General features: G+C 40.1%; 8 protein-coding genes. All 8 read right to left on the minus strand.

Annotated features, from left to right (window positions below; translation table 11 throughout):
* Positions 1-36: 36 nt before the first annotated feature.
* The 8 genes from FJR71_RS06400 to FJR71_RS06440 all read right to left on the minus strand — a co-directional run bounded on the left by FJR71_RS06400 (position 37) and on the right by FJR71_RS06440 (position 19962).
* Entirely contained in the window at positions 37-1698 is a 1662-nt protein-coding gene (locus FJR71_RS06400) for a ribonuclease J (RefSeq protein WP_048690891.1), read from the minus strand.
* Between the two features lie 213 nt (positions 1699-1911).
* Positions 1912-2400 (minus strand): hypothetical protein, encoded by a 489-nt coding sequence (locus FJR71_RS06405; protein ID WP_048690893.1) that lies wholly within the window; start codon positions 2398-2400, stop codon positions 1912-1914.
* Between the two features lie 569 nt (positions 2401-2969).
* A complete protein-coding gene (locus FJR71_RS06410; RefSeq protein ID WP_048690895.1) occupies positions 2970-3728 on the minus strand; it encodes an ABC transporter ATP-binding protein in 759 nt (252 codons plus the stop codon).
* Positions 3725-4591, minus strand: a complete 867-nt coding sequence (locus tag FJR71_RS06415) for an ABC transporter permease (RefSeq protein ID WP_006595484.1) — start codon at positions 4589-4591, stop codon at positions 3725-3727. The genes FJR71_RS06410 and FJR71_RS06415 overlap by 4 nt, the downstream gene beginning before the upstream one ends.
* Before the next feature lie 168 nt (positions 4592-4759).
* Complete coding sequence (locus tag FJR71_RS06420; protein WP_140814350.1) at positions 4760-13474, minus strand: SspB-related isopeptide-forming adhesin; 8715 nt, start codon at positions 13472-13474, stop codon at positions 4760-4762.
* A 538-nt stretch (positions 13475-14012) separates the two neighbouring features.
* On the minus strand, positions 14013-16934 hold the full coding sequence (pgfM1, locus tag FJR71_RS06430) for a glycosyltransferase PgfM1 (protein WP_140814351.1): 2922 nt from the start codon (positions 16932-16934) through the stop codon (positions 14013-14015).
* A gap of 18 nt (positions 16935-16952) precedes the next feature.
* Positions 16953-17912, minus strand: coding sequence for a glycosyltransferase PgfS (pgfS, locus tag FJR71_RS06435; RefSeq protein WP_140814352.1), 960 nt, complete (start codon positions 17910-17912; stop codon positions 16953-16955).
* 76 nt (positions 17913-17988) lie between these two features.
* On the minus strand, positions 17989-19962 hold the full coding sequence (locus FJR71_RS06440; protein ID WP_140814353.1) for an Ig-like domain-containing protein: 1974 nt from the start codon (positions 19960-19962) through the stop codon (positions 17989-17991).
* Positions 19963-19988: the final 26 nt, after the last annotated feature.

Genomic DNA, 19988 nt, shown 5'->3' on the forward strand with positions numbered 1-19988 from the left:
AAAAGCCGACGATCGACTTTTCCTCTTATCTTAATCCTAGCGTACTTCCATGACGACTGGCAAGATAGCTGGTCGACGTTTGGTCTGGTCAAAGAGGTACTTGGCCAAACTATCACGAACAGCACCCTTGAGCTCGCCCCAATCGAAGCTGTCCTGGGCTAAGTATTCTTCCACACTTTGGTTGACAATCTCAGCACTTTCGCGCAAGATATCGCGACTCTTCTTCACATAGATAAAACCACGAGTGTGAACTTTTGCCTTCGAGATAATGCGTTTTTCACGACGGTTAACCGTAATGGCCACAATAAAGATACCATCTTCTGAAAGGACTTTCCGGTCACGGAGCACGACATTTCCAACATCCCCAATGGCATTCCCATCGATGAGGACATCTCCAGCAGAGACGCTACCTGCAGGAACGAAGTCACCATTGTCATATTCCATGATGGTGCCTTTTTTCGGAATGAAGATATTTTCAGGCAAAATCCCCACTTCCATCGCAAGCCGTGCATGGGCATCCAATTCGCGGTATTCCCCTTGAATTGGGAACAGATAGTTGGGGCGCAGGAGGTTGATCATCAATTGAAGATCACGCGCATTTCCATGTCCTGATACACGCAAGCTTTGAGTAATCGCTTTAACGACTCCGCCTGCTTGGTAGACCATGTTTTCTACACGTGCCATAACCGCTTCTTTGGCAATAGATGGAGTTGTTACGATATAGACCAAGTCGCCATCCTTGATTTCAACATAGCGGTGACGACCAATGGACATTTTACGGAGTCCGTTGATTGGTTCACCCATCCGACCCGTTTCAAGAATAATCAATTCATGATCCTCAAAACGAGACATTTCTTTTGGCTTGATCAATATTTTTTCGTTGGCCAAAGACAGTTTATTTAAACGAATCCCTGTCCGGACAATATTTTCTACGTCAAATCCAGTCAAAACAACCCGGCGCCCTGTCTCTGCAGCTGCGTCAAAGACTTGCTGGATCCGTGATAGGTTACTTGCAACAGCGGCTACAATGATACGGCCATCCCAGTCAGCAATCGTATCTAGGATTTCATCCCCAACCTCTTGCTCACTAGCCACTTGAATCTTACTATCGGCATTGGCAGAGTCACTCAAGAGAGCGAGGACGCCTTCTTGTCCAATCTCTGCCAAACGAGCAAAGTCAGTCGCATAAAACTCACTCGCTGTCTGGTCAAACTTGAAGTCTCCTGTATAGACGATACTTCCTTCAGAAGTCTTGATGACAATTCCTAAACTTTCTGGAATAGAGTGGGTTGTCTGGAAGAAGGAAACAACGGTTCCTCCAAAATCAATCTCTGAGTTGGCATCGATTACATGGAAATCATTGAACTTCTTGACACTGTCATTGCTCTTGACAAAGAGTTTGGCCAACTCGATGGTCAACTCTGACCCAAATACGGGAACTTTAGCCTCCGCTAAAAGATAGGGAAGGGCTCCAATGGCATCCGCATGCCCGTGCGTTAAAAAGACTCCTGCGATACGATCGCTATTCTCAAAGAGGTAGTCCATGTTGGGAATAACGACATCGACCCCTAGTTGTTCATTTTCTGGATACTTGAGACCAGCATCCAAAACAAAAATAGAGCCATTTACTTCAGCTATGTAGAGGTTTTTCCCGTTTTCACGGACTCCACCTAAAGTAATCAACTTAATGTTACTCATGTTTTCTCCTTTATGTGATGGTTCATACTTACGGTCCTTGGCTCACCAAGTCGAATTACAGTTTTGCAATTTTCTTGCATATCTAGAACATTATACTATTTTTTCACGATTTTTTCAAAAGTCAGACCAAACAAAAGCCCTCCATCATTTGATGGAGGAACCCTTATCAAAACCCAAGACGACAGCATAGAATGTCAGCTTGCTAAAGAGACGCTAGTCCGTATGATAGTCATTTTTCTTATTCTCAATCACCCGTATCGCCGCCTTGATCACATGAAATTCATTTAACAGTTCTTCTAGGTGGTGGTAATTCCGATCGCTGAGAGCCCCTTTCTTGAGGGTTTGGGACAAACTATAAAACCGATCAACATGCTCTTCAATATTGGCTAGTAACTCTTTCGCCTCTTTCAAACGGTAGCGATTCAGGAGCTTGCTTTGGCTATGTTTATAGGCGAGCACATTCTCACGATGAATATCTTGACAGACTTCCTTCTGCTCTTCATCCACCGTCAAATTGACCGCTTGGAAGCAAGTAATAAATTCTCGCTTCTTCAGATCACACACAAAGACGACACCGTCCTCTGCTACATAGGCTTCCGTATCAGGCCGTTGATCAAAACTGCTATCAAAATGATGAAGCGAGGGCACATGTTGATTGACCCAGCGTTTCAACTGCTCTTTATCGACCCCAAATCGTTCCATTGCTCTTTCTTTAAAGTGATCTCGACAGCTATATTCATGTGCGTATGGCAATCCCACTGACCTCACCTCAACTTTCTAGCATGACAGACAAAAAGACCTCCAGTCTTACGGGACTAGAGGTCTGGTCTGCTTCACTGACAAGAGGCGATTAACCATTTAGGCTAACGAAAACAACAGTTATGATTTTCATTTCTTTTCATGGTACGTTTTCACATACCAGTGGTTTTCTTTGCAATTTCTCTTTCAGTTTTGTTACAAAGCACTCAGTTGAGCATACCGAAGTTCGAAAACCATCTAAAGCTTCCACTACTATTTACACGTATTTCAATGTCATTTAGTAAGTTAAGCAGACTTACTTGACGGCTCAACCGATTTAACATTTCCGGCGTTAAGGCTCTTTTCATAAAGAGCACGAACAAGTGTCAGCGAAGACAGACCTAAAACGAAGTAACCTAATGTATGAATCTATAAGGCATTGGTATCAACCCCTTCTCCCTTATCTTCACCTATAGTATACTCCTTTAATATTGGTATTGCAAGCGATTACACGCTGAAACTAGTTTCTAAATTTACTCAAAGAAACGGTAGTAATCAGACAGGTCCATCTTAGCCTTTTCCTCTTGGTTCAAGTCCTGGATAATCTTTCCATCCTTCATGACAATCAAGCGATTCCCGTACTTGAGGGCATCTTCCATATGGTGGGTAATCATCAAGGCAGTCAGTCGATCCGTTTTGACAAATCGATCCGTCAGCTCCATCAAGGCCTGACTCGTCTTGGGATCGAGAGCAGCTGTATGCTCATCCAAGAGCAAGAGTTCAGGACGCTTCAGGGTAGCCATCAACAGGCTCAGAGCTTGACGTTGTCCACCAGATAAGAATTCTACCGCCGTATCGACATGCTTCTCTAAACCATTGCCAATCTGGCTCAAAACCTCTTTAAACTCGTCTTTGTACTGGGCAAGTCGACGAGGAACCAAGCCCCGCTTTTCTCCTCGGAATTTTGCAATCAGGAGATTCTCGGCCACTGTCATACGAGGAGCCGTCCCCATCTTTGGATCTTGGAAGACCCGGGATAGGTATTTGGCCCGTTTTTCCGGACCATAGTGCGTCACGTCCTCTCCCTTGATCAAGACTTGACCACTGGTCAGAGGCAGAGTTCCAGCCAGGGTGTTGAAAAGGGTTGACTTACCAGCACCATTGCCCCCAAGAATGGTGATAAAGTCATGCTCATGAATCTCCAAAGAGACATTGTCCAAAATGACTTTTTCTTCATTCAAGCCATTGTTCACCACGATGGTGGCATTTTTTAATTCTACAATTGCGGTCATTTGCTGAGTTTGACTCCTTTCAGCAGTTTCTCTTTAAAGGTTGGAATCATGAGACAGATCGCCAAGATGATAGCGCTAAAGATGCGAATGTAGCTGGTATTGACACCGATGGCAATCACAGCCCAAATTAAGAATTGATAAATGATTGATCCAATAACGATACTGAGCAAACGTTCTGCTAAGGTTAGTTTTGAGAAAAGGACCTCTCCGATAATCAAGCTAGCCAAACCAACAACGATGACTCCGATCCCTCGAGAAGCATCTGCATAGCCTTCTTGCTGGGCCATCAAGGCACCTGACAAGGCGATAATCCCATTAGAAACTACTAGCCCCATCAACTCCATCCGGCTGGTATGGATCCCAAAGCTTTTAGCCATCTCAGGATTGTCCCCCGTCGCAATATAGGCTTGCCCCAATTTAGTATCTAAAAAGAAGAGCATGGCAGCAATCACCAGAGTTACAAAGATGATCCCGATGATAATCTCGTTTACGCCACTCGCGATGGGAATCATATCTTGGATTTTTGAGTATCCGAGTAAACCCAGGTTGGCCCGTTGCATCACAAAGAGAATGACTGAGTTACAGGAAGTCATCACCAAAATCCCCGATAACAGCGTCGGAATCTTTCCTTTGGTATAAAGAAGACCTGTAGCCAATCCAGCCAAGCACCCCGCACCAATGGCCGCCAGGGTGGCTAATAAAGGGTGAACCCCTTTGGTAATCAGAGTTACCGCAACGGCTCCTCCTAATGGAAAGGAACCCTCTGTGGTCATATCTGGGAAATCCAAGATACGGAAGGTCATAAAGATCCCTAGCCCCAAAATAGCCCAGATCAAGCCTTGTGAAATAATCGAAATAAGCATATCTTTATCCTAACTATTGTAAATATCCTCTATTGTATCATATTGCGAGACGTGATTTCAATGCTTTCAAGAAATAACAAAAAGGCCCCACTCCTTAGAGCGAGGCCTCCTTGTGGAAAACTAAAGTATTTACGAACCTAGTGTGATTCGTTGGTTTTTACCACTTGTTTAGTCTTCGTTTTTCTTGCGTCTTGCAAGACCAGCAAGTCCTACCAAACCAAGAGCAGCACCTAACAATGCAGCAGAAGCTGATTGTTCTTCACCTGTAGCAGGAAGTTGTGGTGTTACTGGTGGTGTTGGTGGTGTCACCGGTGGTGTTGGCGGTGTTACCGGTGGTGTTGGTGGTGTCACCGGTGGTGTTGGTGGTGTTACTGGTGGTTTCGGTGGAATTACCTTGTTGTTGAACTCAGTATCTTCCGGTAATTGAGAAGTTGCTGTTAAGACTTTGCCTTCTTTAGTAACTGTTACTGTTACTGTAGCTACCATCTTATCGTATTCAACTCCTGCTTCAGTACCTTTAACCTCTTCCACTGTGTAAGTGTGAGTTCCTTCTTCTCCACGTTTGAACTCTAATGCAGAGAACTTGATGTTTCCTGATGCATCGTTCTTAACTGTTTCAATAACTTTTCCATCTTTATCTTTAAGTACGAAGCTAAATTCACCTTCTTTTAGCTCACGTCCTTCAAGTTTCTTAGTGAAGTTAAATTCAACTTTAGTTGGGATGTTAACGACACGTTTTTCTGTTGGTTTTTCTGGTTTTTCAACAGATTTCTTAGTTGGATCGTATTGGTGAACAGTTTGTGAAGCAGTGTTTTCGATATCTACACCATCTTTAGCTGTTGCTTTAATAGTTGCAGGGATCTCAAACTTGTAGTAACGTCCGAATGCAAATTTAGCAGTGTCGATTACTGGAGTGTTTTCTGCATCTCCAAGTGATTTAGTCAAGTCTGTCTTAGAAGTTGCAGTGATCACACCATTTTCAACCTTGATATCAAATTTAGCTGTCACATCTTCTCCTGTTACAGAGTCGTATGCTTTAATTTCTGCTACGTTGACGTCTAAGTTTTCGCTATCATATTTATCTGTTACACCTACAGATTGAATATTGTGAGCTTCAGTGAACTTAGTTGTATCCAACCATACTTGGTAGTATACTTTATCACCCTTCTTAAGTGTCTTCGTATTGATATTTTGAGCTTCATTATTATTAGCTTGATCAACATAAGGATTTGCATTCGTATCAGCAACCTTATCTGCCAATTCTTTATCATCATCCAGAAGTTTGTTGCCAGTGATATCGAATTTCTCTTCATTAAGAATGTATTTCTCTGGGTTGAATTCTGGAGTTTCTGGTGGAGTTACCTTGTTGTTGAACTCTTTGTCTGCTGGTTCTGTTACGTCAGTAATGAGAGCTTTCGCTGTTCCGTCATGTTTAACTTCCACAGTTACTGTTGCCTTCATCGTATCATATGCTACAGTTCCATCAGTCCCCTTCACTTCTTCAACTGTGTAAGTATGAGTCCCTTCTTGGCCCTTCTTGAATTCAAGAGCTGAGAACTTAACGTTACCAGATGCATCATTGCTTACAGTTTCAACAACTTTACCTGTTGAATCTTTAAGAACGAAGTTGAATTCGTTGGCTTTCAACTCACGGCCTTCCAAACGTTTAGTGAAGTTGAACTCTACTTGTACTGGTACGCTGTTGACACGTTTTTGAGTAGGTTTGTTTGGAGTTTCAACTTTCTTAGTTGTTGGGTTGTAGTAGTTAACTACTTGAGCCGCTGTATTTTCGATATCTACACCAGCCGCTACATCAGCTTTCACTGTTGTTGGGATGTCGAACTTGTAGTAACGTCCAAATGCGAACTTAGTTGTGTCAATAACTTGAGTGTTATCCGCATCGCCAAGTGACTTCGTGAAGCCAGCTTTAAGGGTTGCAGTGATCACACCGTTATTAACTGTAATATCGAATTTATCTGTTACATCATCACCTGTTACTGAATCGTAAGCTTTGATCTTAGTAGAATCAAGATCCAACTTAGTCTCATCGTAGTCATCTGAGATTCCTACTGATTGGATGTTGTCCTTGTTAGCTGCGTCGAATTTAGTTGTATCCAACCATACTTGGTAAACCAACTTGTCGCCACGTTTAACAGTCTTAGTATTCAAGTTTTCTGCTTCGTTGTTTGATGCATCGTCCGCGTATGGGTTGGTATTGGTATCTGCGTACTTGTTTGCCAACTCTTTATCATCATCAACGAGTTTGTCGCCTGTGATATCGTATTTCTCTTCAGAAACAACGTATTTCTCTGGTTGGAATTTAGGTTCTTCTGGAGGAGTTACCACGTTGTTGAACTCTTTGTCTTCAGCGTCTGTTACGTTTGTAACTAATGCTTTAGCTGTTCCATCATGAGATACCACAACTTTAACAGTAGCTACCATTGTATCGTATGTAACAGTTGCGTCTGTTCCAACAACTTCTTCAACAGTATAGTTGTAAGTTCCTTCATCACCCTTCTTAAATGTAAGAGCTGAGAATTTAACTTTTCCGTCAACATCATTCTTCACAGTTTGAAGTTCTTTACCTGTCGAATCTTTAAGCACGAAGCTGAATTCTTGATCTTTCAACTCACGTCCTTCCAACTTCTTAGTAAAGTTGAATTCTACTGAAAGTGGTACGTTGTTGACACGTTTTTGAGTTGGTTTTTCTGGTTTTTCAACTTTCTTAGTTGTTGGGTTGTAGTAGTTGACCACTTGAGCCGCAGTATTTTCGATATCTACACCAGCTGCAACTGATTGTTTAACTGTTGTTGGGATGTCAAACTTGTAGTAACGTCCAAAAGCAAACTTAGTTGTGTCAATGATTTGAGTGTTTTCTGCGTCGCCAAGTGACTTGGTGAAGCCAGCTTTAAGGGTTGCAGTAATCACACCATTGTTCACAGCGATATCAAATTTAGCTGTTACATCATCGCCTGTTACTGAGTCGTAAGCTTTAATCTTAGTAGCATCAAGTTCTAATTTCGCTTCATCGTAGTCATCTGAGATTCCTACAGATTGGATGTTCTCTTTGTTAGTTTCAGAGAATTTAGTTGTATCCAACCATACTTGGTAAACCAACTTATCACCGCGTTTAACAGTCTTGGTATTGATGTTTTCTGCTTCATTGTTGGTATCTTTATCAACATATGGATCAGTGTTTGTTTCAGTGTATTTGTTTGTTAATTCTTTGTCATCATCAACGAGCTTGTCACCAGTGATATCGTATTTCTCTTCAGAAACAACATATTTCTCTGGCTGGAACTTAGGCTCTTCTGGAGGAGTTACACGGTTGTTAAATTCTTTATCCGCAATGTCGCCAACTTTCGCGATCAGAACTTTAGCTGTTCCGTCGTTTGATACAGTGACTGTTACATTCGCTTTCATTGTGTCGTATGTAACGGTTGTGTCGCTTCCTTTAACTTCTTCTACTGTGTAGTTGTGAACACCTTCGTCACCCTTCTTGAATTCAAGAGCTTTGAACTTAACGTTACCAGAAGCATCATTGCTTACAGTTTCAAGAGTCTTACCTTCTGAGTCTTTAAGCACAAAGCTGAATTCGTTAGCTTGAAGTTCACGACCTTCTAAACGTTTAGTGAAGTTGAATTCCACTTCAACTGGAACGTTGTTGACACGTTTTTCAGTTGGTTTGCTTGGTTTTTCAACCTTCTTAGTCGTTGGGTTGTAGTAGTTAACAACTTGAGCCGCAGTATTTTCGATATCTACTCCGCCAGGAACATCAGCTTTCACTGTTGTTGGAATGTCGAACTTGTAGTAACGTCCAAATGCGAACTTAGTTGTATCGATGATTTGAGTGTTTTCTGCATCACCCAATGACTTCGTGAAGCCAGCTTTAAGAGTTGCAGTGATTACTCCACCTTGAACTGTGATGTCGAATTTAGCTGTTACATCATCGCCTGTAACTGAATCGTAGGCTTTGATCTTAGTAGCATCAAGATCCAATTTCGCTTCATCATAGTCATCTGAGATTCCTACTGACTGGATGTTATCCTTGTTAGCTGCGTCGAATTGAGTTGTATCCAACCATACTTGGTAAACCAACTTGTCACCACGTTTAACAGTCTTGGTATTCAAGTTTTGAGCTTCGTTGTTTGATGCATCATCCGCGTATGGATTGGTATTTGTATCTGCATACTTGTCTGCCAATTCTTTATCATCATCAACGAGCTTGTCACCAGTGATATCAAATTTCTCTTCAGAAACAACGTATTTCTCTGGTTGGAACTTAGGTTCTTCTGGTGGAGTTACACGGTTATTGAATTCTTTATCAGCGATGTCTCCAAGTTTAGCTACTAAAGCTTTAGCTGTACCATTGTGTGAAACTGTGATGGTTACAGTTGCTTTCATTGTGTCGTATGTCACAGTAGCATCAGTTCCTGCAACCTCTTCAACAGTGTAGTTGTGTACGCCTTCTTGGCCCTTCTTGAATGTAATAGCTGAGAACTTCACATTACCATCTTTGTCGTTGGTTACAGATTCAACTTCTTTACCAGTTGAATCTTTCAATACGAAGCTGAATTCGTTCGCTTTCAATTCACGTCCTTCTAGACGTTTCGTGAAGTTAAATTCAACTGAGATTGGTACAGAGTTTACACGTTTCTCAGTTGGTTTGCTTGGTTTTTCAACTTTCTTAGTTATTGGGTTATAGTAGTTGACTACTTGAGCCGCAGTGTTTTCGATGTCTACTCCACCTGCAACGTCTGCTTTAACAGTTGCTGGGATATCAAATTTGTAGTAACGTTCAAATGCAAATTTAGTTGTGTCAATGATTTGAGTATTTTCTGCATCACCCAATGACTTCGTGAAGCCAGCTTTAAGGGTTGCAGTCATCACACCATTTTCAACCTTGATGTCGAATTTGTTTGTTACATCGTCACCAGTTACTGAGTCGTAAGCTTTGATCTTAGTAGAATCTACATCAACTTTTGTTTCATCGAAGTCATCAGTGATTCCTACTGATTGAACGTTTTCTTTGTTAGTTGCTGAGAATTTAGTTGTATCCAACCATACTTGGTAGTAGATCTTATCTCCGCGGTTAACAGTCTTGGTATTCAAGTTTTGAGCTTCGTTGTTTGATGCATCATCCGCATATGGATTGGTATTTGTTTCACCATATTTATCAGTCAACTCAGCATCATCATCAAGAAGTTTGTTTTCAGTGATTGAGTATTTCTCTTCATTCAACACATACTTCTCTGGTTGGAACTTAGGTTCTGTTGGAGGAGTTACTGTATTGTTGAACTCTTTATCAGCTGGTTCAGTTACGTTAGCAACCAATGCTTTCGCTGTTCCATCGTGTGATACTGTTACAGTGACTTCTGCTTTCATAGTATCATATGTTACAGTTGTGTCTGTTCCTGCTACCTCTTCAACAGTATATTTGTGAGCTCCTTCTTCACCTTTTTTGAATTTAAGTGCTGAGAACTTAACGTTTCCTTCCGCATCATTCTTAACCGTTTGAATTTCTTTGCCAGTTGAATCTTTCAGTACGAAGCTAAATTCGTTCGCTTTAAGCTCACGACCTTCCAAACGTTTCGTGAAGTTGAATTCTACAGTGATAGGTACACTGTTCACACGTTTTTGAGTTGGTTTTTCTGGAGTTTCAACAGATTTACTTACTGGGTTGTAAACGTGAACGATTTGGTTGGCTTTGTTTTCGATGTCTACTCCACCTGCAACGTCTGCTTTAACTGTTGCTGGAATATCAAATTTGTAGTAACGTCCAAATGCAAATTTAGTAGTATCAATAACTTGAGTATTTTCTGCATCACCTAAAGATTTGTTCATAGAAGCTTTAGATGTAGCTGTAATGACTCCGTTAGCTACTGTAATATCAAATTTAGATGTTACATCTTCACCAGTTACGCTGTCATAAGCCTTGATGTCAGTAGCGTTAACAGTCAATTTATTTGCTTCGTATGTATCAGAGATACCTACAGATTGGATGTTGTTCTTGTCAGTGAAATTCTTAGTGTCCAACCATACTTGGTAAACTAATTTATCACCGCGTTCAACAGTTTTCGTATTGATGTTTTCTGCTTCATTGTTGTTTGTATCATCAACATATGGGTTAGCATTTGTTTCTGTATACTCATCTGTCAACTCATGATCATCGTCAACGAGTTTTGAACCAGTAATATCAAATTTTTCTTTGTTAAGGACGAATTTTTCTGGTTGGAATACAGGTGTTTCTGGAGGAGTTATTTTGTTATTGAACTCTTTATCCGCTGTTCCATCAGTTGCTTTACCATTAGCGTCTACCCCACCAGCAGAAACTACGTTAGTTACTGTTGTTAATGTGTGACCATTTTTAGCAACTTCTACAGTGATAGTAGCTTTCATAGTATCGTATACCATTCCAGCTTCTTTAGCTGCAGGGATAACTTCTTCTACAGTATAAGTGTGAGTTCCAACTTTAGAGTTGTCAAATGTTAATTCTGAGAATGTAACAGTTCCGTCTGCTTTGTTAGTTACTGTTTCAACTTCTTGTCCGTTTGCATCTTTAAGAACGAATTTGAATTCGCCGTCTTTAAGCTCACGTCCAGCCAATTTCTTAGTGAAGTCGAATTTAGTTTTAACTGGTGCTACAACATAGTTGTTGAAAATCTTATCATCAGCACTTGATTTGAATCCACCTTCAGCACTGTATTTCACTGCAGCTTGTAAATCACCTTGAACATTCTCCGTTACTGTAACTGTCATAGTAACTGTCATTGCATCGTAATCAACATTTGCATCTGAACCTGGTGTTTCAGTGATGGTGTAGGTATAGATACCTGCTTTGTTAAATGTTAATTTGCTGAATGTAGCTTTACCGTCTGCTTTGTTCGTTACAGTTTCTTCATATGAAGGAAGTGACTTATTTGGTTGTACTTCTTTGAGTTTGAATGTAAACTCACCGTTTGCTAATACACGTCCTTCCAATTGTTTTTCAACTTCTGGAGTTACTTCAGCTGGCTCTTGTTTGACATAGTAGTAGACCGGTTGTTTATACGGTGTCAAAGTGTTAAGCAAGTCAACGTTTGTACCGATACCACCAACTCCACGTTCTAATTGTGCGTTAGCTGAACCGTGTCCAATCCCGTCTCCTAAGAATGGTACGAATACTGTTTTATATGGAGTATATCCTGCAGCTTTTTGGAAGTCAAATGCGATTTCTTTACCATTTGGATGGTTAACTCCATCAGAACCAGTGTATGCAATTGTATTAAGAGGTGATTTCTTGACAACTAATTCTTGTGTATTATGTTCACCTGGTTTAATAGGTTTCGTTTCTGCTATCAACATGTAGCCATCAGTACTTAATGAACCATCAGAACGCTTGCTTTGTTGTCTTGGATCTAATAAGTAAACACGAATAACTACTGAACCGTCTTCTCCAACAACTTCTTTGATACGTTTGATACCGTATCGGTCCGCATCTATGAATTTAGAACCGATAGTATAAGGACGATTTACAAAGCCTGATTGATCATTTGCATTAGCTGTTTGGTACAATTTATATCCATCAAATTGGCGCTCACCAGATGCTGTGAATCTTTGTCCTTCTTCAGCTTTAAGTGTATATCTAGCTAAGTCTACTTCATTACCATTTTCTTTATAATCTTGAACAGTTTTATCCGTTTTATTAGCGTTGAAAGTAGGGTTATTTTTATCAACTACTTTATAGTAAGTTGTTTTATTAATTGTTTCTGGTATTTTAGCGTTTGAATCAGTAATTGTACGGCCATTGTAAGCTGGTTCAACAACGTTTAGAACATCTGTTGTAGTACGAGCATTATAAACCGCAGTATAAAGTGTTTGCTCTGCTGGCGTAAGTTTGTGTCCAGCAGCAACTAAATCTGTTATACTCTTTCCAACTTCATAACCATTTTGAATAAATGGTTGAGTAGTTTTACCTTTTTCAGCAGTACCTGCTTTATAATCCACTTGGAAGGTTAATTGACTATTAGACGCAGCTGTGGTAGTAGTGAATTTTTGAACACCACTAGAGGCAGTAATTGTTCTTGTTTCAACCACAGCACCAGTCGTTTTATCGATTAAATCAACAGTTGTATCTGTAGATTCATCAAATCTCTTATAGGCACGTGCATAATACTTTGTACCATAACGTTTATTGAATTCAGTTAAATCCCAAATAGCATAAGTATACCAATCTCCCTCTTTAGCAGAGTAACCAGCTGGTGCCGTTTGAGATCTTACAGTTGCACCGTTAGCATCTTTAATTTCTGGAGTTACTTTTTCCCCATCTTTTAAGTAAGTACTTACGGCTACTGGGTTAGAGTTGTGGTCTCCAGATACAGCTTCGTTAGTAGTAGCACGACGACTACGTACTTTTGGTTTGTTTGATTCGTCTGTAGCTGGTTTAGCTTCAGCTACTGGTGTAGCTTCAGTTGCTTTTTCTTCTTTTTTAGTTTCTCCTTCAGCAACTTCTGGTTTTGCTTCTTCCTTATTGACCTCTGGTTTAGCAACTTCTTCTGTAGCTGGTTTTGCTTCCTCAGTTTTTTCTGCAGTTGCTACTGGAGTTTCAGTTGCTGCTGATGTAGCTTCAGCTGCTTTTTCTTCAGCAACTGGAGCGCTCACAGCAGTATCTTTAGGGGCCTCTGCTCCTTCAGCGTTGGTACTTGCTGGAGCTGGCTGAGATTCTTCAGCTTGGGGACTTGATACTGCGACCACTTCACGTGGTTGAGAAGTAGAAACAGCTTCATCCGCAGCTACTGACGGCGCTCCGACAGCAAAAAGTGCTGTCCCTAATAATACAGAACAAACACCAATGCTATATTTTCTTAAAGAAAAGCGCTGGCGCCTATTAAACAATTCCTTCATTTGTTGTATCTCCTTTTTCATATTAATTTTTTCTTTGATACACATTGAATAGTAACAAAGAAGTAGCGTTTCGTCAACAAATTATACATTTTTGGCTATTTTGACTATTTATTTTACATAATCTTAGTCATATTGCAATAGTTTTCACAAAATTGTCACTTTATTTCCCACTTGGTACGATTTTTTACTATCTTCGAATGTGGTGGATTTCCTTTTATAGATGATGGAGCATTCGGCGATCAAGATACGTCAACTAGCCCTTTTCAGTATTCTTCTACACCACTTCATTCTCCTTTCCTTTTTGACAAGTACATTTCACGCAAAAGAAAATAAAAAGAGGCTGGGACAAAAGTCCTAGCCTCTCAATTGTCTTTGGATTGTCGAGCAAGACGCAGTGGTTGAGTGGGCTCTACTACGCTGATTTCATCAGCTTTTACAGCCCTACTCAACTGTGCGGAGGTGGGACGACGAAATCGAATTCTAACGAATTACCGATTTCTGTCCCACTCTCTTTTTAAAAGATAGTAGACCTACATGCTTAGACAGTTTCTTTCGAACGTTTCATGATAATCACTAAGGAAGTAATCGAAACGATTGATAATAAGCTACCAAGGATAAATCCTTTTTTCTTAAAGACGAACTCAATCTTATGCTTCCCTTTTGTGATTGGGAAGGATAAGAAGGCATTCCAAGATTTTTCAGTTTGGACAAATTTCCCATCTACTTTGACCTTCCATCCGTCGCTATATGGGATTGAAGTCATCATAAATTTACTATCATCCGTAATATTTACATTACCGACAATATGGGTATTTGAAAACTTGGTTACTTCTAAACCTTGTTTCTTACGATTATCTAATACTTTTTGAATTTGATCAAGATCTGCACGATAGACCCCTGCATGACTCATATCAATTTTATCAGTTCTAAATCGAAACTCAATCACAGTTTCTTGATTTTCAGTATTATCAGTTAGTTGCCAAAGTTGTCTTTGAGTAAATGTTTTATTATTTGGCAACCATTTCCCTCTCACTAAAACTGAGTAATCTTGTTTTGGAATCAACCCCGCTGGTGTGAAAAAGTAATAAGTATAGTTTGAACGTGGCACTAGCTTATATCGAATGATGGCCTCTTTAGAAGAATCTGCTCTTTTATAGATTGCCTCCCCAGTGTTCTTATCTACTTTTTCTTCAATGACATTCTCCGTTTCAATGGCACTAAAAGCTAACGGCTTAAAGTAGTCATAATAATCACTCGTTTTCTTTTGATGCCCTTCCATTGAGTTTAAAATAATATTTTGGTTTGCGATAGCATTATTCACTCCAAATTTTATATTTTTAACCAGGGCATTTGTTCCATATCCAAGAGGGAAGGAATTTGGGTTCTTATAAACAAGGAATCGCTTGTCTTCATATACTTTTTCTGTATAATAGCGCTCTAGATCAAAACGATTTGTAAAACGATGGAAGTACATTTTTTCTGGATTTGCTTCCATTTCTTTTGGATCAAAATCTTTCACCGTCATATAATAACGAACCCCATACAAGGCATCTGTTAGAGGTGTCCCATTTGTATATTCTGTAGCAGCATTGACACCTAGGTCTCCCATTAAAGCAAAGTGATCTAGGGTGCTTCTTTCTAAACTCGAACTAAAGGTACTTAAGCCAGGATAAGATACTAGAGAAGGTACCGTCCGTGAATATGCAAAAGTCGTTGCAATCCGATAAAATTCTTCGTCTGCATTTTCTTGAATATTATCTGTCACGCGTTTCACAGAAACAGCTGCATCTGAAAATTTATTGACGTCGTCATAGCCCAGAGTAACCTGAGAAAGGTAGGCATTATATCCAAATTCAAAGATACTCAAAGCCGACACGATGACTACTGAAATACGTGACAATTTAGAATTTAATAGGAGCAATAAAAGCAGATAGATTATTGCTGTTAGACTTAATTGTGAGAATAGATAGCCTTGTTTCAACAAGAATCCTGCGATCACTAAGAAAAGAGTAGTAATTCCGATTCGAATGATTTTCTCTCTTTGATTGCTCTTTGATTTTTCCCAGTAGGTATAGAAACCAAAGCAAGCAACAGCCACAAGGCCTAGTAGGTGAAGAATTGAGTATCTTGAGAAATAAGATGTTACTGCTTTTGGTTGAATTTTCGAAATAAAGGTATAGCTATTTGAATGGATGTAGATAACAGCTAGAAGCAAACCAAGTGTAATGACTAGATTAGTTAGCTTAGAGATAACTACTTTCTCTTTCATTACTTGGTAAGCCAATACCAACATGAAGAATGAGAATAACCAAGAAAAACGGAAGAAGAAACCAGCAGGGTTTTGCCCCATATGCCAAATCTTACTTACAAACTCATTGACGAATGATGTCAAGAATACAAGGGTAACAATTCCAGCAGCCCATTTCTTAACTTTTGAAACATTCTTAGAGAGAAAGTAGAGAACAAAGCCAAGAAAACCAAACGCTCCAATATAGATATTTGGTAAGTTTGGTCCTGCAGACCAACCAGAGGTCGTATCAAAGCCACCAATCACCATCTTAGCAAAAATATCCAATGGATTAATCTGGAAGGCTAAAGAGAAGGTCATCCCTCCACCAACTTGAGCTTTACTCTCTACCAAATTGAAGAATACAGGAAGGATTAGGATTGCGGCTGTCCCGATCCCAATAATAGAATAAATGACAGCCTGCAACAAAGGTTCAATAAAGTTTTTGAGCTTCGCTTTAAGATCCCCTTCAATCATCAATCTAGGAGATACATAGAAACAAGCATACAGAGCAACAAAGATCGAAATCATGTACCCCATATAAAATTGAAGTAAGACGGTCAGACCCAATGCAAAAGAATAACGGTAAGGGGCTCCACCATCTAATAATTCTTCCAAATAAACAATGACAATCGGCAGCATGATCATAGCGTCATAAAAAATGACGTTCATTTGATAAGAAACCAACATCCCTGAAAGGGCATATGCTGTCGAAAATAGCGGTACTAGCCATTTTCTTTTCTCTAATCCTTTATAGCGCTTGATAAGAAGAAAGGCGAAGGCCATTCCTATTGCGCCATAACGGAGCCAAATTGTCAAAAACACTGCAAAACCAAAATGCTTAAGTGGGGTCAAAATATAAATGATATTGAAGGGACTCATTAAATAATATCCGAGGACCCCAATCATATCTCCACCAAGGGACTTAGTAAACGAATAACTCAAACTTGAAAGATCCCCAGTGAGTACAGCATTTTTTAATAAACCAAAGAAACTGATGTATTGTTGACCAAAGTCAACTGCCATCAAACTTTTGGTTCCAAAAGGATATGATCCCATAAAGGCCCAAACAACAAGCATAATTGTCATCGGGAGTAAAGCGCTAAAAGCATATAGAAACCTCTTGGGATTCTTTTTCCAAAGCTCTTGCAAGCGCATGAACCAAACTAACATTTTTATCTCCTATACATCTTAACCTATCTTATTCTCATTGGCTTCTTTAATATTAGTATCTTCAATGATAAAATGAGGACGACGCTTCACTTCGTAATAAATTTTTCCAATGTATTCCCCAAGAATACCGATAAATATTAATTGAACACCACTAAATAGAATGATCGCAGCTATGGTTGTAAAATAGCCACTCACATAATTCCCTTGTGCAAACATGTACTTCATCATTTCAAAAGCAAGATACAGAATAGCAAGTCCCAAACAGATAAATCCAAACTGAATACAAACACGAAGGGGACGATCATTAAATGAGATAATCCCTTGAATGGCATAGTTCATTGATTTTTTAAAACCAAACTTACTCTTACCAGCTTTACGGATTTCGTTTTTATAAGGAATTACCTTCTCTTTAAAACCAATCCATTCATACAAGCCTTTATTGAAACGGTTGTATTCTGGCATAGACACAAACGCGTCAATTGCTTTACGACTAAGGAGTCTCAACTCGGATTTTCCATCCGTTAGTTTAACATCCATCGACCGATTGGACAAGAAATAGAACATACGAGCAAAGGTACTGCCGATAAAGGACTCCCCTTCTCGAGTTCGTTGCCCACTGACGATATCATAACCTTCATTATAGGCTTCTAAAAAGAGGGGGATCAGATATGGTGGATGTTGTAAATCTCCATCCATTACCATCACAGCATCACCACTTGCATATTTGAAGCCTGCTAAAATACCACTCTCACGACCAAAATTACGACTAAATCGAATATATTTTACATGAGGATTCTCTTCTGCAATGGCTGTAATGAGTTCAAATGTTTTATCACTACTTCCATCATCGACATAGAGAATCTCATAGTCGGTAAGTTCCTTCCCAAGCATCTGCTCCAATTGATCAGCTATAGCAGCATGCGTTTGAGACAGGACCAACTCCTCATTCAATAATGTAATGAGTATCGATAATTTCATCTCTATTCTCCATCTACTCTATTTCCAAAAAAGAGAGAGCTTTCGCTCTCTCCTTTATACGGAAACTCTTTTTCTATTATTTAGACATTTTACGTTTCATTACAATCGCACCTGATAGGACAAGTACTCCTGAGAATACTAGGCCAGTTGCTACGACTTCACCAGTACTTGGGAGAAGGGCTTTACGTCCACCACCGTTACCATCTCCATTTCCGCCAGGGTTTCCTGGGGCTGGAGTTGTTTTCTCTGGAGTTGTTTTCTCTGGAGTTGTTTTCTCTGGAGTTGTTTTCTCTGGAGTTGTTGACTCTGGAGTTGTTTTCTCTGGAGTTGTTGACTCTGGAGTTGTTGACTCTGGAGTTGTTGACTCTGGAGTTGTTGACTCTGGAGTTGTTGACTCTGGAGTTGTTGACTCTGGAGTTGTTGACTCTGGAGTTGTTGACTCTGGAGTTGTTGACTCTGGAGTTGTTGACTCTGGAGTTGTTGACTCTGGAGTTGTTGACTCTGGAGTTGTTGACTCTGGAGTTGTTGACTCTGGAGTTGTTGACTCTGGAGTTGTTGACTCTGGAGTTGTGGTGGTTGTAGTTGTTGGTTCCGGAGTTGTGGTGGTTGTAGTTGTTGGTTCCGGAGTTGTGGTGGTTGTAGTTGTTGGTTCCGGAGTTGTAGTGGTTGTAGTTGTTGGTTCCGGAGTTGTAGTTGTGGTAGTTGTTGGTTCCGGAGTTGTGGTGGTTGTAGTTGTCGGTTCTGGAGTTGTAGTCGTTGTTGTAGTTGGTTCTGGAGTTGTGGTGGTTGTAGTTGTTGGTTCCGGAGTTGTAGTTGTGGTAGTTGTTGGTTCCGGAGTTGTAGTTGTTGTAGTTGTTGGTTCCGGAGTTGTAGTTGTGGTAGTTGTTGGTTCCGGAGTTGTAGTTGTGGTAGTTGTTGGTTCCGGAGTTGTAGTTGTTGTAGTTGTTGGTTCCGGAGTTGTAGTTGTGGTAGTTGTTGGTTCCGGAGTTGTAGTTGTTGTAGTTGTTGTAGTAGTTGTTGTGGTTGTAGTTGTGGTTGTAGTTGTGGTTGTAGTTTCCCCTTCACCTTCACCAGACGCAGTGTAGATAAGTGTTTTAGCAGGGTAGCTACGTTCGTTAGGGAAGTTTTCAGCTTTCCACTTGATGACATTGTTAACTACATCACCTTTTTTCTTAGTTTCAGTCAACTCAGTAGTGTACTCCAAGTACATTGGCCAGTTCCAGTTGTCACCAAAGTTGATAGTGAAACCAGTGATTTGACCTGCAGCGTTCGTAGTATACTCAGCTTTCTTAGTGAAGTTGTCAGTTGGGTCAAGTTTTGTAAGTTGTTCTTCGCTTTCGATAGCTTTAGGTTGAGTTGCGTAACGTACAGCACGAAGGCTTCCTTTTACCAATACTTGTCCGTCTGCAAGCTCATCTGTGATAACCATCTTGTTCAATTTATCTTGACCAGCGTTCAAGATAACTTTCCACTTGATACGTTTTGGATTTTGTGGGTCTTGGTATCCATACTTGTACTCGTATTGACCAATTGCAGTAGAATCTGGATCATATGTCAAATTATAAGTTTGCTCACCATACTTAAATGTCTTTTTACCAGACTCAGTTACAGTACTAGCATTTACAACCACATCGTATTTCAATGACATTCTCTTATTGTTAGGATTTTTAGAGAAATAGTCAGTGAACGTTACTGTTGTTTTACCAGTAGCTGGGTCAGCAACTGCATTACCAACGATTTCAGATCCGTTTTTGATTGGGAATTCTGACTTAACTGGCCAGTTCAATTCTTTTGGCAAGTCAAGAACAAGTGTATCACCTGCATTGATCGCTTGAGAATCTGGGAAGGTAATATTGTTTGTAGCTTCCATGGCTTGACCTCTGCCTACTTTTGTATCAGCAGTAATGGCTTTACCATCGAGGGTAATAGTCGTGTTGTTGGTATAGTTTGTAACTTCGTCAGCAAAAATCGTTGTTACGACTGTCAAAGCCAAAACTAGTACACTAAAAAACGCTAAAACTCGCTTAATGCTCGTTTTTGTGGTTTGCATAATAAACTCCTTATTATTAATTTTTT

This window comes from Streptococcus xiaochunlingii (assembly GCF_006385805.1).
Taxonomy (GTDB): domain Bacteria; phylum Bacillota; class Bacilli; order Lactobacillales; family Streptococcaceae; genus Streptococcus; species Streptococcus xiaochunlingii.